The organism is Methylocapsa polymorpha (genome assembly GCF_045689225.1).
GTDB classification, from domain to species: domain Bacteria; phylum Pseudomonadota; class Alphaproteobacteria; order Rhizobiales; family Beijerinckiaceae; genus Methylocapsa; species Methylocapsa polymorpha.
In genome coordinates this window covers 532,517-545,888 of sequence record NZ_CP136862.1, presented here as the reverse complement: position 1 = coordinate 545,888, position 13,372 = coordinate 532,517, and the positions used below count along the sequence as shown (strand labels likewise).

At 61.8% G+C, this 13,372-nt stretch carries 11 protein-coding genes; 7 read left to right on the top strand and 4 right to left on the bottom strand.

All coding sequences use genetic code 11. From position 1 onward, the window contains the following. Window positions 1-122: 122 nt before the first annotated feature. Complete coding sequence (locus RZS28_RS02675; RefSeq protein WP_407339673.1) at window positions 123-1,013, top strand: SDR family NAD(P)-dependent oxidoreductase; 891 nt, start codon at window positions 123-125, stop codon at window positions 1,011-1,013. A 190-nt stretch (window positions 1,014-1,203) separates the two neighbouring features. Here the strand turns inward: RZS28_RS02675 and RZS28_RS02670 are convergent, their stop codons facing one another. Then, window positions 1,204-1,425: a hypothetical protein gene (locus RZS28_RS02670; protein ID WP_407339672.1), complete on the bottom strand. Its 222-nt coding sequence runs from the start codon at window positions 1,423-1,425 to the stop codon at window positions 1,204-1,206. A 584-nt stretch (window positions 1,426-2,009) separates the two neighbouring features. On the opposite strand from RZS28_RS02670, the gene RZS28_RS02665 reads away from it, so the two are divergent. The 3 genes from RZS28_RS02665 to RZS28_RS02655 are packed head-to-tail and all read left to right on the top strand — an operon-like array spanning window position 2,010 to window position 5,163. Further along, window positions 2,010-3,233 (top strand): aspartate aminotransferase family protein, encoded by a 1,224-nt coding sequence (locus RZS28_RS02665; RefSeq protein WP_407341024.1) that lies wholly within the window; start codon window positions 2,010-2,012, stop codon window positions 3,231-3,233. Further along, window positions 3,230-4,186, top strand: coding sequence for an ornithine carbamoyltransferase (argF, locus tag RZS28_RS02660; RefSeq protein WP_407339671.1), 957 nt, complete (start codon window positions 3,230-3,232; stop codon window positions 4,184-4,186). Before RZS28_RS02665 ends, argF begins: the two co-directional genes overlap by 4 nt. Further along, a complete protein-coding gene (locus tag RZS28_RS02655; protein WP_407339670.1) occupies window positions 4,183-5,163 on the top strand; it encodes an Hsp33 family molecular chaperone in 981 nt (326 codons plus the stop codon). Before argF ends, RZS28_RS02655 begins: the two co-directional genes overlap by 4 nt. 165 nt (window positions 5,164-5,328) lie before the next feature. On the opposite strand, the gene RZS28_RS02650 is transcribed toward RZS28_RS02655, so the two are convergent. Beyond that, window positions 5,329-5,544 carry a hypothetical protein gene (locus RZS28_RS02650; RefSeq protein WP_407339669.1) on the bottom strand — a complete coding sequence of 72 codons (216 nt, stop codon included), beginning with the start codon at window positions 5,542-5,544 and terminating at the stop codon, window positions 5,329-5,331. Window positions 5,545-5,881: 337 nt separating this feature from the next. Here RZS28_RS02650 and RZS28_RS02645 point away from each other — a divergent pair, with 337 nt between their 5' ends. Together RZS28_RS02645 and RZS28_RS02640 are read left to right on the top strand one after the other, a co-directional pair. After that, on the top strand, window positions 5,882-6,175 hold the full coding sequence (locus RZS28_RS02645; protein ID WP_407339668.1) for a hypothetical protein: 294 nt from the start codon (window positions 5,882-5,884) through the stop codon (window positions 6,173-6,175). Between the two features lie 240 nt (window positions 6,176-6,415). Continuing rightward, the gene (locus tag RZS28_RS02640; RefSeq protein ID WP_407339667.1) at window positions 6,416-6,691 is read left to right on the top strand and encodes a hypothetical protein; all 276 of its coding nucleotides are present in this window, start codon (window positions 6,416-6,418) and stop codon (window positions 6,689-6,691) included. A gap of 21 nt (window positions 6,692-6,712) precedes the next feature. On the opposite strand, the gene RZS28_RS02635 is transcribed toward RZS28_RS02640, so the two are convergent. Together RZS28_RS02635 and RZS28_RS02630 are read right to left on the bottom strand one after the other, a co-directional pair. Beyond that, a complete protein-coding gene (locus tag RZS28_RS02635; protein WP_407339666.1) occupies window positions 6,713-11,401 on the bottom strand; it encodes a DUF3320 domain-containing protein in 4,689 nt (1,562 codons plus the stop codon). A 353-nt stretch (window positions 11,402-11,754) separates the two neighbouring features. Next, on the bottom strand, window positions 11,755-12,129 hold the full coding sequence (locus tag RZS28_RS02630; protein ID WP_407339665.1) for a PRC-barrel domain-containing protein: 375 nt from the start codon (window positions 12,127-12,129) through the stop codon (window positions 11,755-11,757). 360 nt (window positions 12,130-12,489) lie between these two features. Here RZS28_RS02630 and RZS28_RS02625 point away from each other — a divergent pair, with 360 nt between their 5' ends. Then, the gene (locus RZS28_RS02625; RefSeq protein WP_407339664.1) at window positions 12,490-13,323 is read left to right on the top strand and encodes a universal stress protein; all 834 of its coding nucleotides are present in this window, start codon (window positions 12,490-12,492) and stop codon (window positions 13,321-13,323) included. The last annotated feature ends 49 nt before the right edge of the window (window positions 13,324-13,372 follow it).

Sequence of the window (13,372 nt, the reverse complement as noted above, 5' to 3'; positions counted from 1 at the left end):
TGAGCAAATCAGGTTCCGGCCGCCTTGAGTTTGAGCGAAATCAATGAACGGCGGCGAATTGGACGCACATTGGTCTTGCGCGGCGAAAGTATCTGACGCCGCCGCGCCGTTGGAGAGAGCCTATGCGCCTGAAGGATAAGGTCGTCATCGTCACGGGAGCCGGCACAGGCATTGGCGAGGCGATCGCCCATAAATTCGCGCGCGAGGGCGCGCGGCTCGTGCTCGCCGGGCTTCCCGGCGATCCGGTCCGCCAGGTCGCCGAGGCGATTGTTGCGGCCGGGGGGCGCGCAGAGGCGCATCTCGGCGATCTGGCCGAGGAGGCCGAGGCGAAGGCTTGCGTCGAGCTTGCGATAAGCTCCTTCGGCTGGCTCGACGTGCTGGTGAACAACGCCGGGGTCTTCATCGCTTTCGCCGACACGGAGAATTATCGACTCGAGGATTTCGAGAGGACGATCCGAGGCAATATTCGCACCGCGTTTCTGATGACCAAATTCGCGCTGCCGCATCTGCAGAAAAGCCATGGCAACATCATCTTCACCGGGTCGGAGGCCGGGCTGAATGGCTCAGCGTCCTTCACTCCTTATGGAGGCTCGAAGGGCTTTCTCCACGCCTTTGCGAAAGGCGTCGCGCTGGAGCAGGCGCGATATGGCGTGCGGGTCAATTGCGTCTGCCCCGGCGCGATCGACACGGCCTGGACGCGGGGCCCCGAGGGACCTATTCCGCTTAAGGCGCAGGAGCAGATCGACGCGACGGTTCCGCTTGGCCGCCGCGGCGTGCCGCAAGAAATCGCCAGCGTCTTCGCCTTCCTCGCGTCGAACGAGGCGAGCTATGTCACCGGCGCGCTATGGCTCGTCGACGGGGGCGTCACGCCGGCCAAAGGCAATATCGGGGACCGTGTGCCTCAAGAGCTGAAGAACCCTCCGGTCGGAACCTTGCCGCTGCGTCATTCGCATGAGGGCCTGCGCGGCAAGGAAGTGTATAGGGCTGCGAGCGAAAAAGATCAGGCTCACTAGAGCGCTTCCCGATCAGATGGAATCATCTGATCGAAAAGGAATCGCTCAAATTCAAAGAGTTGGAGCATGTTCTGATCGAAAAAGTCGATCAACTTTTTCGGAACATGCTCTAGGTCAAACCGGCGCGCCGAAACGCGGAAAGGCCGTTAGTCCCGCGCCGCGTGTTTTCGGGTGCGCCCTTAAGCGCGGCTCATGCGTCGTCGCCATGCGCGACTTCATTGATGGTGATTGTTTTCATATTCGAGAAGTCGATGGCGACAGGCATTTTTTCCCTGATTGCCATGACCTGATAGGTCTTGATCACGTGCTCCAGCCGCCGGTAAGCCTCCTTATATTCCTCGGTCGTCTTGGATAGGCCGAGGGGCTTGAGGCAAAATTCGATAATTTCTCGGGGGCGGTCCAGCTTGTCCATCGTGATCATTCCTTGGGCTTAGAATTTAATTGGGAGCGAAAGCGCATGCGCTGGCGGGGCGAACCGGCGCCGAGGCTATATCTTCGGGCGATCGCGCCAAGCTTGCGTTGCTCTTCGGCTGTCAAAGACGTGAGACGGATCACGCCCCCTCCGGGCCGCTCTTGTCAAGCATTGCTCGCAGCCTCTGTGAATCATCATATAATGCCATCATCGAACAATAGGTCGTTTGCGCGATTTGCATAGCTTGTCGCTGCGGCGTCGCTTCATGGAATTGTCGTCAGGCTTCCCCGGTCGTCCCTGAACAGGACTGTAGCGCCAGCCAAAGGCCGGGAAATCTATCCCCGTTTCCCATTTGACCGGAACTGCGGGAATGCCTAAACTCATTTTTCGTCGGATTGCCGCCCCCCTTGGGCGGCAATTTGATTTTAGAGCTTCTTCAGCCGATTTTCGCAACTAGAGCATGTTCCGAAAAAGTTGATCGACTTTTTCGATCAGAACATGCTCCAACTCTTTGAATTTGAGCGATTCCTTTTCGATCAGATGATTCCATCTGATCGGGAAACGCTCTAGGTCGGAGCGAAATGGTGACTTCGTCGCTGCTTCCCACTTACGCCCGCGCCGATCTCGCTTTCGAGCGGGGGGATGGAGCCTGGCTCACTACGACGACCGGCGAGCGATTTCTCGATTTCGGCGGCGGCATCGCCGTGGCTTCGCTCGGCTATAGCCATCCTCATCTCACCGCGGCGCTGATCGAGCAGGGCGGGAAGCTCTGGCACACCTCAAATCTGTTCGAGATACCGCAGGCGGAGCGTCTGGCGCGGCGCCTCGTCGAAGCGAGCTTCGCCGATTATGTCTTCTTCACCAATTCCGGGGCCGAGGCTGTCGAGGGCGCGATCAAGACGGCGCGCAAATATCAGTCAGTCAGCGGCCATCCGGAGAAATTTCACGCCATCACCTTCGAAGGCGCCTTCCACGGCCGGACCTTGGCGACCATCGCCGCCGGAGGCAATCCGAAATATATCGATGGTTTCGGCCCCAAGGTCGAAGGTTTCGATCCGGTCCCATTCGGCGATGTCGAAGCGGTGAAGGCGTCGATCGGCCCGCAAACCGGCGCGATCCTGGTCGAGCCGATCCAAGGCGAGGGAGGCATCCGCGTCCCCGCGCCGGACTTCCTGCGGGCGCTGCGCGATCTCTGCGACCGCCATGGGCTTTTATTGATTTTCGACGAGGTCCAGACCGGCGTCGGGCGCACCGGCAAGCTTTTCGCCTATGAACTTTTCGGCGTCGCGCCCGACATTATGGCGATCGCCAAGGGCATAGGCGGAGGTTTCCCGCTCGGCGCTTTCCTGACGACGCGGGAAGCCGGCAAGGGCATGACCGTTGGGACGCATGGCACGACCTTCGGCGGCAATCCGCTGGCGACGAGCATCGGCGACGCCGTGCTCGACATCGTGCTCGCCCCGGGATTTATCGAGCATGTCGCCTTGATGGGCTTGAAGCTCAAGCAAAGTCTCGCCGAATTGAAGGATCGTCATCCCGGCGTGATAGCCGAAATTCGCGGCGAGGGTCTGATGCAAGGCATAGCCGTGCGCGTCCCAGTCAACGAGTTCGCCGTCGCCGCGCGCGCCGAAAAAATCCTCGTCATACCCGCAGGCGAAAATGTCGCGCGCCTTTTGCCGCCCTTGATTATTGGCGAGGAAGAGATCGCCGAGGCGATCAAACGTCTCGACTCGGCTTGCCTGCGGATCGAACGAGAACGCGATAGGCGCGTGGGCATGGAGGCAAGCGTGAACGGGACGCCAGCATGAGCGCTGGGCCAGAGCGCGGCAAGCTTGCCGAGGCGCGTCATTTTCTCGATCTCTCGGAAATTCCGGCGGCCGATCTCCGCCGCATTCTCGACGTCGCCGCCGCGATCAAGGCGGGGCGGCGCAAGGGACAGCCCGCGACCGAGAAGCCGCTTGCGGGCAAGGTCCTCGCCATGATCTTCGACAAGCCTTCGACCCGGACCCGCGTGTCTTTCGACCTCGCGATGCGCGAACTCGGCGGCGACACCATCATGCTGACCGGCCATGAAATGCAGCTCGGCCGGGGCGAGACCATCGCCGACACGGCGCGGGTCCTTTCGCGCTTCGTCGACGCCATCGTGATCCGCATCCTCGACCATAAGGAGATGATCGAACTCGCCCGCTACGCCGACGTGCCGGTGATCAATGGCTTGACGAAGCGCTCGCATCCTTGCCAGGTCATGGCCGACGTCCTCACCTTCGAGGAGCATAAGGGTCCGATCAAGGGACGCACCATCGCTTGGACCGGCGATTGCAACAACGTCCTCGCGAGCTGGGTGCACGCCGCGCAGCGGTTCGATTTTTCACTTCAGGTCGCCGCGCCTGCCGAGCTCGGTCTCCCGGAGGAGCTTGTCGATTGGGCGCGCCATTCGCAAACCCGCCTGAAGCTCACCCGTGACCCATATGAGGCCGTGCGCGGGGCGGACGCGGTCATCTCGGACTGCTGGGTTTCGATGGGCGATGAGGACGAGGCTTTTCGCCATAATCTCCTCGCGCCCTATCAGGTGAACGCCAAGCTCATGGCCGCCGCCGGCAAGGACGCGATCTTCATGCATTGCCTGCCGGCCCACCGCGGCGAGGAGGTCACGGACGAAGTCATCGACGGTCCGCAGTCGGTCGTCTTCGACGAAGCCGAGAATCGGCTGCACGCGCAAAAGGGCATACTCGCCTGGTGCCTGGGAGCCGCCAAAGCATGACCAATCCGGCGCAGCCGGCTGCCCCGGCCTCACGTCTCGTTTCGGATCAGGGCCTCGATGACGCGGTGCTTCCCTTTGCGGTCGAGCCGCTCGACCTGCGCGGCCGCGTCGTGCGACTCGGCGCAAGCGTCGATCATATTCTCGTCCAGCACAATTATCCGCCGCCGGTCGCAAGGCTCGTCGGCGAGGCCATGGCGCTGACCGTGCTGCTCGGCTCGTCCTTGAAGATCGAAGGCCGGTTTCAGCTGCAAACGCGCAGCGACGGCGCGATCGATATGCTCGTCGTAGATTTCGACGCGCCCGACCGCTTGCGCGCCTTCGCGCGTTACGACGCCGAAAAGCTCGCCGATGCGGCGCGCGGCGGGGAGCTGCTCGGCAAGGGCCATCTCGCCTTCACCATCGACCAGGGGACCGACGCGTCGCGCTATCAGGGCATTGTCGCGCTGCAGGGCCAAGGCCTCGAAGAAGCGGCGCATCAATATTTCCGCCAGTCCGAGCAAATCCCCACCAAGGTGCGCCTCGCCGTCGCGCAAAGCGTGACCGGAGCCGGCGCAAGCTGGCGGGCTGGCGGCTTGATGGTGCAGTTCCTGCCAAGCTCCCAGGAGCGGCGAAGGCAGGCGGATCTCGATCCGGGCGATGCGCCGGCAGGACTCGTTTACGAGACGCCCGACGAGGACGACGCCTGGACCGAGGCGAAGGCGCTCGCGGCGACGATCGAGGATCACGAACTCGTCGATCCCACATTGTCGAGCGAGCGGCTGCTTTATCGCTTGTTCCACGAGCCCGGCGTGAAAGTGTTCGAGCCGCGGATGGTGCGCGATTCCTGTCGCTGCTCCCAGGATCGCATCAAGGCGATGTTGCGCCGCTTCACGCCAGCCGAACGCACCGACATGATCGGCGACAACGGCAAGATAGGGGTCACTTGCGAATTTTGCTCGACCTACCGCGAGTTCGACCCGAAGGATTTCGACGAATAGCGATCGAGCAGGCGCATTTTTTCAAAATTTGATCGAGCTTCGAGTCGACAAGCGGAAGCGACGCCGCACGGGTAGCCGCGGGCCCTGTCCCTCATGCGGCAGCTCGCGCGAGCTTGGCGTCAAGCCGTCCCAGGGGTGGCGAAAGCCTTTACGCTGTCGGCTCTTTCAGGAACGGTCTTCGCGCGTTGTGCAGTCGATCTCCGCCTCGCATTGCTCGGCGAAATCATCCACATTCGCCTGATAGCGAAGGACATTCCAAGCTGAATTGTCGTGCAATATGTAGGTCACCCGCTTGTCATGCAGGAGCAACACTTTCCGTAACGCATTGTCGTTGGCGCGAAAACATTGGCCTGGCGTGATTTTCTCGACGGGAACTGGCATTGTCGTCTATCCCATTTGTGATTTACTTAATTTTCTTCCACGGCGCATCTTCGTCAAGTCTTCGCTTGGCCCTTAGCCCCTCTAACCTTGGTCGGCTGGCTGATTCAATTCCAGGTTCAAGCTGGGGGTTTGTCCAACGAGATCATTACTTTTGAGCGGTCATACGACTCCTTGCCGTCAACGCCGATAAATCCCATCCCGAGCAATGGCAAGGATTGTGCTTACGTTGCTCCAGACCGGTTTGGTCGGGCGGGTTGATTTCGGCGGCGACGCCAAGGGCTCTTCTCTCGGACAAACGCCCTGCCTCGGAAGGAAAACGAAGACAGGAGAATACGCCATGACGACGTTGCTCAGATCGTGCCAACAAGGTCCTGACTGGCCGGAGCTCAGCATTCCTGACTGGTTTCGCGAGCGGGCGGAGGCGTTGATCGCGAAGCTCGGTGAAGACCATCCAGATTCCAAGGTCTTCAGGCAGATCCTGACGGCGGGCCGAATCGAGGAAAAGGCGGTCGACCATCTCGATTTCATCGCCGGCAAGACGCAAATTGACGAAACGATCCAATTGGCGATCGACGTCTCGCATCATTGCTTTGCGACGATCAAGGTTCTGTCGTCAATTCCATTGCGATAGGCCTTTCGGCGCAATGCGCCAATGTCGCGTGGCCGCGTCGGTTTTGTCGGAAGAACGCCAATGCCGGCTACTTGCGGAGCCGGCAAGCTGACGCGCCGATGGCATGGAGTTTGGCTCGGCCCTCGTCACGCGAGCCGAGCGGCGGCGGCTATACAAGGACGGCGTAGCGACGCGATATATGTAAAGGCTTTATGCGACGCGGGAGGCGGAACGACCATACTTTCTTGGCGAGGAAGTCAGATGACCATGATACGTAATTATCGCGATCCGAAAGTCACCCTCGATCACGGAATAGGGCTTTCCGAAGCGGCGGCCCTCAGGACCCATCCGGCCGTTATCGCGGCAATAAACGCAATCTCGAGCGAGCGTCGCCCAGCGATGGTGATTTGGAAGAGCCCGACTGGCGCCGAATGCGATCACATCGTGATGGCGCTCGAGGAATATATCCATTTGGGCGATTTCGAGCCTGCTGCGGACGGGCGTTATGCCTGGGATGCGGATGAGATCCGTCTCTGACATGTGGAATTGCTCGAAACATTAGCTTGGGCAGGTTGGCGAGAGACTCGCAAGCGAAAGCGCAAGTTTGCGTAGCTCCGGCTTTGCTCTTTGGAAGCCGAGCAGCCTAGCCACGGCGGCTGCAAGGTCCGAATGGTTCAGGCCATTGTCGTGCGTGCGCGCGATTTCGATCGCGGCGCTGATCTCGATCGGCGCGATCATCTCAAGCTTCTGCAAGCTGGTCGGGGCCGCGGCCCTGTCGCGGACCGGCGGCGCTTCTCTTTGGCCTTTCGTGAACCAGAACTCAGCCTCGCAGAGAAGGTCCGGCGCGAGCGACGGCAAAAGGGTCAGCCCGCGCGCGACGGCTTCGATGATGCGCGGCCCCGGCCGCGCTTTCCCGAAGAGGCTGGCCACGCGCCGGGCGATCTCGTCTCTGTGGATAGGACCTTCCTGCTCGATCACCGAGCGAATGACGTCGGCGAGGTCCGCGGCGATGAGCTCGTGGATTTGCGCGCCTTGTCGGACTTGGCGTTTGGCAAGCTCATATGCGGGCGGACGGAAGGCGTCGGCCGCGATCGGCGGTCCCTCCAAAGCATCCGGGCTTGCGGGTGCCGGCGCTTCGCGCGCGGCCGGGCTTCGCGCCGTCTCGAGAGCCGCTTTCAATTTTTCGAGCTGTTCGCCCCGCCGATAGAACCAATCCGTGCTCCAGATTCGATAGATCCGCCAGCCGAGCCCTTCTAGGACCTCCTGGCGCAGCCGATCGCGCTCTCTCGCCCAGAGAGCCGAATGATAGGTCGCGCCGTCGCATTCGATCGCGAGCATGTAGCGGCCGGGCTCGGCCGGGTCGCGCACCGCGAGGTCCAATCGAAACCCGGCGGAGCCGACCTGGGCGTCGACCTTGTAGCCGAAATCCTCGATCGCGGCGGCGACGGTCGCCTCGAATGCGGATTCGAACCCCCCGCCTGTCGGCCGGTTCTCCTCAAGCGCGCCGGTTTCGGCGTAACGGAGGAATCGCTTGAGAACGCGGGGGCCTTCGCCGGTCGCCCGTTCGAGGTTGATCTCGCCGGAGCCGAAGGAGACGAAGATTTCGCAGCGCAAGCGCGCGCGGGTGAAAAGGACGTTCAGGCGCCGTTCGCCGCCTTCGGCCGAGATCGGCCCGAAACCCATGCTGTCGAGCGGCTTGCCCACCTCACGAGGTCCATAGCCGACGGAAATCAAGATGACGTCGCGTTCGTCGCCCTGCACGTTCTCGAGATTTTTGACGAAGACGTCTTCGGTGCCGCCTTCGCGCAGGAAAGCGTCGAGAATGGGATCGGCGCGCCGCTTCGTCTCCAGCCTATCGCCGACGAGATCGCGCTGCGCCGTCGAAAATGTCACGATTCCAATTGATAAATGCCGCGCGCGTCGCGCATGATCGGCGACGGCCTCGGCGATCGTTTCGGCTTCGATGGTATTGGTGCGCTGGCCGCCGCGGTCATAGGCGCCCTGAACGCGGCGAAGGACGAGGCCCATCGCCTTGCGCTCGGTCGAGGGCGCCGGCGGCATGATGAGATGCTTGTAGAATTCGGCGTTCGAGACCTCGATGAGAGAGGGATGGCGCGACCTGTAGTGCCATCGAAGCATCTGCGTCTCGACGCCCCGCGCCTCGCACAAGGATAGAATGCTTTCGAGATCTGTGACCGGCGCGACGCCAGACCAGCGCCCGGGCTTGGCCTCGTCGTCTTCCGGAGGCTCGAGTTCATCGGTTATCATGCGATCGAAAAAGGTCGTTGGGGGCAATTGCTTCTTGTCGCCGACGACGACGATCTGCCGGCACCGCGCGATGAGGCCCAAGGCGTCGCCGGGCCGAACTTGGCTCGCTTCGTCGATCACGAGCAGATCGAATTGGATGGCGCCCGGCGGCAAAAACTGGGCGACGGAAATCGGACTCATGAGAAAGACCGGCTTGATCTTTTGGACCGTGTCGCCTGCCGTCCGCATCAGCTTGCGCAACGGCATGTGATTGCGTTTGCGCCCGATCTCGCCGCGGATCACGCCCATGGCGCCGAGCGCGCCGCGCGGGATCGCGGCCTGGTGCCTGGCGCGGATGCGTTGCGCGGCGGCGCAGCGGCGGCTCGATTCGAGATCAATGAACCGCTTGACGCGTTCGCCGTGCTGAGCGCCGTCGAAGACCGCAAGATCCGGACTCGCGGTGATCGCCTTTTTCCAGCAGGCTTCGGCGAAGGCGATTTCGAGCTCGGCGCGGGCCTGGCCCGGATCCAGCCGACCCGAGGCGAGCTTGTCGGCGATAACGGCGGGGCCGATCGCACGCAACTGCCGATCGGCTTTGGCGAGCCTCGCCCACTCCTCGAAGCGCGTATGGTTGGCGGCCCATTGGGCGGCGTGCTTGGCGAGCAGGCGAAGATCGATCGCGCCGACGGAATTGACGCGGAAAATCGCCGCTATGTCGAGATCGAGGCGAGTCCTGGCGTCGGCAAGCGCGGAGAGCGTCGCGCCGAGATCTTTTTCGAGCTCATCGGCATAGGCGGCGGCGACGCCGTCGCGAGCCATGTTGATGACGCGCGGGAGGTTCAGATGGACGTCGAAGGCGGCGAGTTCCTCGATCGTCCCTGCAATCGACCGCACTAGCGCGAAATCGGTTTTTTCGCCGCGCCATGCATCGCCGAGAAGGCTTGCCAGAAAATTTGCTTCAGCAGCAAATTCGCGGCGATGAGACTGGCCCTCGAGAAGGGCGTCGAGAAGCGCGAGCCGCTCGGCCGGCCGTCTCGGCAAAGGCCCCGAAAGAAGGCTCGCGAGCGCGCGTCCGGCCTCGCGATAGTCTTTGCCGAAGCGGGCCGGCCAGAATGCCGCTCCCTTTGCAAGCGGCGCCCGAAGCGCTGCCGCCGGCGCCCTCCAGGCGGAGGGATGGAAAATGGAAAGATAGGGCGCTGATTGACGCCGCCATTTGGATCCGAGCGCGGCCGCCTCCGCGACCCGGCGGAGCGAAGGCGCGCAGGCAAGCGCGGTCGCGATCGTTTCGCCGCCGCGCGGCAGGCTCGCGATCAGGCGGAAGATCGCGATCAAAGCCTTGATTCCAGCCAAGGTCGGAACCTGCCGAAGACCAAAATAGGTCCCGATCTCGGCGGCGTAAGAAGCGAGCGCCGCCGCCTTGTCGGCAAGCCCCTGGAGCTGGGGGACGAGGCGTTGGAAATCCGCTGGCTGGAGGTTGGTCTGGCGCATGCCAAAATAGGCGTGTTGACCGAGCGGACCGGCGCTCGCGGTCAATTCGGCGAGCCGCGCGATCCTGCGGTCTTTCTCCTCGAATTCGTCTCGGGTCCAGAGGGCCGCTTCCTCCACGAGCCGCATGTCGGGCGCGGCCTCGCGTCCCGCCGCAGCGATTTGGGTCGAGAGCGCCTGATAGGGCGTCATTGCGGTTTCGCCGATCGGCGCATGGAGGCGCTGGGCGACATGGTTCAGGCGGTCGCGCGCCGCGGTCAGCTCTTCGATGGCGTCGCTCGGTTCATCGACGGCTGCGCCCTGCAGCGTCTGATCGAGCCGGTTGGCGACGAGACGCTTGTTCGCCGTGTGGCTATGGAGCTCGAGGCAGATGTCCTCCAGGCCGGCCTTGCGCAAGCGGTCGTGCACCACATTGAGAGCGGCCATTTTCTCGGCGACGAAAAGCACCGTTTTTCCATCATGGACGGCGGCGGCGATGATATTGGCGATGGTTTGCGATTTGCCGGTGCCGGGCGGCCCTTGAACGACGAGATTGCGACCGGCGCGAACGGTCTCGATGACCCGCGTTTGAGATGAATCCGCGTCGACGACCTGAACGAGATCAACCGGATTTAAGATTTCATCGAGCTTGGCGCCCTCGGGAAAAATCGGCTCTTCGCTCGCGAAGCCTTCGCAGAGCAAGCCGCGTAGAAGCGGATGCGAGGCGAGGGCGCGATCTGGCCAATTGGCGGGATCGAGATCGCGCACCATCAGGAGTCTCGAGAAGGAATAGAATCCAAGCTCAATTCCGTCCGCGTCGATCGACCATCGGCGCTTCGCTGCGACGGCGCTCGCGACCTTCGCGAAATAGGCGCTCGGCAGCCAGTCCTCGGTTTCCGGGACGTCTGGAAGCGCGATGCCGAAATCGCCGCGCAGGCGCTCCTGCAAGGCCTGGTTCGTCGCGATGTCGTCATCGCGGAATTTCACATCAAAGGCGGAGCGCTTGTCGTCGCGAACGAGGTCCACGGGGAGCAGGACGAGAGGAGCTTGTCGGATCAGGTCGGATTTTTCGTCCTCGTACCAGCGCAGGAAGCCCAGCGCGAGGAAAAGGATGTTGACGCCTCGCTCCTCCTCCGCGGTTTTGGCGTCGCGATGAATCCCATGCAGCCGCTTTTGCAGAAATTCAGGCGAAAGCGCCGTCTGCAGGCCGCGGCTCTCATAAGCCCGGCTCGCAACGAGACGGGGACCTCTCGGCCCGGAGGTTTCCTTTCGCAATTCTCCGGCGTCGTCGCTCGCCAGGAAGCGAAGCGGCCTGTTTTCGCGAACGAGGCCTTGAAAGACCGCATCCGAGCTGGCCCCGAGGATCGGCAGGGAACGCGTGCGTCGGGCCCCGCGCGGCGTGTGGATGAGGCGATTGCGCGTTCCGGTCTCAATGAGCTTGAGACGGGTTTCGTCGAGCAGCTTTTCGACATAGGTCTCGATCGCGTCGGTTCGGGTTGATCTGCGGCCAGCCTTGATCGAGGTGACGTCGCCCATTTTCTTATCCTTATTTCGCCGAATAGAGTTGCCTCAATTCAGCCATAAAACAGCCTTATTTTGTCTCCCTAAACGGCGGATCCTGTTAGGTAAAGATAAATATCATTCATCAGATAACTTATGCTGAACCTACAGTTACGTAGATGTCCGCCAAGTTCTTTACTTGTATTAACCAAGCTGCGCCGATGAATTAACGGGCGCGTCTATGCGCCCCGAAACTTCCGAGGCGAAGCGCTTCGCCGCCCCCGGTCATCGCGCGAAGAGATGCGCTTCTCCATCTCCCGTCGACGCATGAAAAAGCCCATCCGGCTGGAGCCGGACGGGCGATCCGATAGTCGAGGGCTGCAGCGGCGTCAGAAAATATCCGGCACGCCGTAATAATCATTGACTTGGCGGCCCTCGGCCTGCGACCAATCGTAAGCCGCTTCATGGGAGAACCTTGGCGCGCCAGCTAGTTTTTCTTGGTCTATTTCGATCTCGTAAGCATCGATTTCAGCTTTATAGTGGAGCTTTTTCCAGGGGATCGGAAAATGCTCCTCTCCGATGCCGAAAAAGCCGCCGAAGCTTAGAACCGCGTAAGCAACCTGGCCGCTGCGCTTGTCGATCAGGAGGCCCTCGATCGCGCCAATGCGTTCGGCGTCGGGAAGGTAGACGTCGGAACCTTCGATCTTGCCGATAGGCAAGGCCTCTGGAGTCTCTTGCGGCGCTGATTCTGTCGTGGTCGCCATGGTCCATTCTCCAACTCGTGTCCGCCGCAAAACGCCACGCTCCGCCGGGGAGTTCCGCCCGCGCGGCGCGCGCCATCGCGGCCGAGCGTCTCATAGCCGAGATGTGCGCAAACGAAAAATTGTGCTTGATGGCCGGACAGGCCTTCCTGCGCCCGGAGACATTTTGATCGGCCATAGGAAAGCCTGCAAAATTCTACAGTCCTGCAGATATTCTTGATCGGATCAGAGCGGGATGCCCGCATCCCGCTCCGACTTCTTGGAATCGATCACGTTCATGATTTTGGATTGATTCAATCCAAAATCATGAACGTGATCTGATGCTCGATCGAGCAAAGCCTGATTTGGCGCGGAGGCCCTTTGATGAGATCGATACTGATTCCGGTCGAGGAGCACGCCGTAATGGGCGCGGTCCTGGAAACGGCGTTGCTGCTCGCGCGCAAGTTCGACGGCTATATGGAGGGCGTCGCGCTCGGGCCTGACATCGCCGAATTGGTCGCCGCCGATTTTTCCCTGAGCGGAGTGGTTCTCGATGATCGAACGCGCCGCGACTTCCTCGACCACGGCCGGACCTTCTTTGAGACTTTCATGGCGGCGAACAATATTGGACGCCAGCGCGAGGACGCAGCCAGCCCCTCGTTTGGATGGCTCAGCGATACGCTCGTCTCCGACAATGGGATCGGGGAATATGGCCGGATCTTCGACGTGATCGCCATCGGCAGGCCGGGACCCGGACCGCGGCAGCCGCGCAAGTCGACGCTCGAGGCGGCATTGTTTGAAAGCGGCAGACCGGTCCTGATCGCGCCGCCGTTTCCCCGGCAGACGCTCGGCGAAACGATCGTGATCGCTTGGAACGGCAGCACCGACACGGCCCGGACGATCGCCTTCGCCATGCCGCTTCTCACGCGAGCAAAGGATGTCGTCGTCTTGAATATCCCAGGCCCCCGGTTGCCGGGACCGACCGAAGACCAGCTTGCGAAAAGCTTGCGGCGGCATGGCGCGCCCGCACGCGTCGTTTTGATCGGCGAGGCGTCGAAGTCGGCGGGCGCGGCGCTCTTGGAGACGGCGGCGATGCTCGGCGCCGATCTCCTCATCAAAGGCGGCTATACGCGCAGCCGTTTGCGCCAATTCATCTTTGGCAGCGTAACGAGTGAGATTCTCGCCGAGTCCAATCTCCCGGTTTTCATGGCGCATTGACGCGAAGGCCGCTCAAGCTTTTGATCTAATGCCATCTGATCGCTAAGCC

What these genes read in the sequence shown, in the direction of transcription:
- RZS28_RS02675 (WP_407339673.1), top strand. Translation starts at nt 123, where the DNA reads ATGCGCCTGAAGGATAAGGTCGTCATCGTCACGGGAGCCGGCACAGGC.
- RZS28_RS02670 (WP_407339672.1), bottom strand. Translation starts at nt 1,425, where the DNA reads ATGGACAAGCTGGACCGCCCCCGAGAAATTATCGAATTTTGCCTCAAG.
- argF (WP_407339671.1), top strand. Translation starts at nt 3,230, where the DNA reads ATGAGCGCTGGGCCAGAGCGCGGCAAGCTTGCCGAGGCGCGTCATTTT.
- RZS28_RS02655 (WP_407339670.1), top strand. Translation starts at nt 4,183, where the DNA reads ATGACCAATCCGGCGCAGCCGGCTGCCCCGGCCTCACGTCTCGTTTCG.
- RZS28_RS02650 (WP_407339669.1), bottom strand. Translation starts at nt 5,544, where the DNA reads ATGCCAGTTCCCGTCGAGAAAATCACGCCAGGCCAATGTTTTCGCGCC.
- RZS28_RS02645 (WP_407339668.1), top strand. Translation starts at nt 5,882, where the DNA reads ATGACGACGTTGCTCAGATCGTGCCAACAAGGTCCTGACTGGCCGGAG.
- RZS28_RS02640 (WP_407339667.1), top strand. Translation starts at nt 6,416, where the DNA reads ATGACCATGATACGTAATTATCGCGATCCGAAAGTCACCCTCGATCAC.
- RZS28_RS02635 (WP_407339666.1), bottom strand. Translation starts at nt 11,401, where the DNA reads ATGGGCGACGTCACCTCGATCAAGGCTGGCCGCAGATCAACCCGAACC.
- RZS28_RS02630 (WP_407339665.1), bottom strand. Translation starts at nt 12,129, where the DNA reads ATGGCGACCACGACAGAATCAGCGCCGCAAGAGACTCCAGAGGCCTTG.
- RZS28_RS02625 (WP_407339664.1), top strand. Translation starts at nt 12,490, where the DNA reads ATGAGATCGATACTGATTCCGGTCGAGGAGCACGCCGTAATGGGCGCG.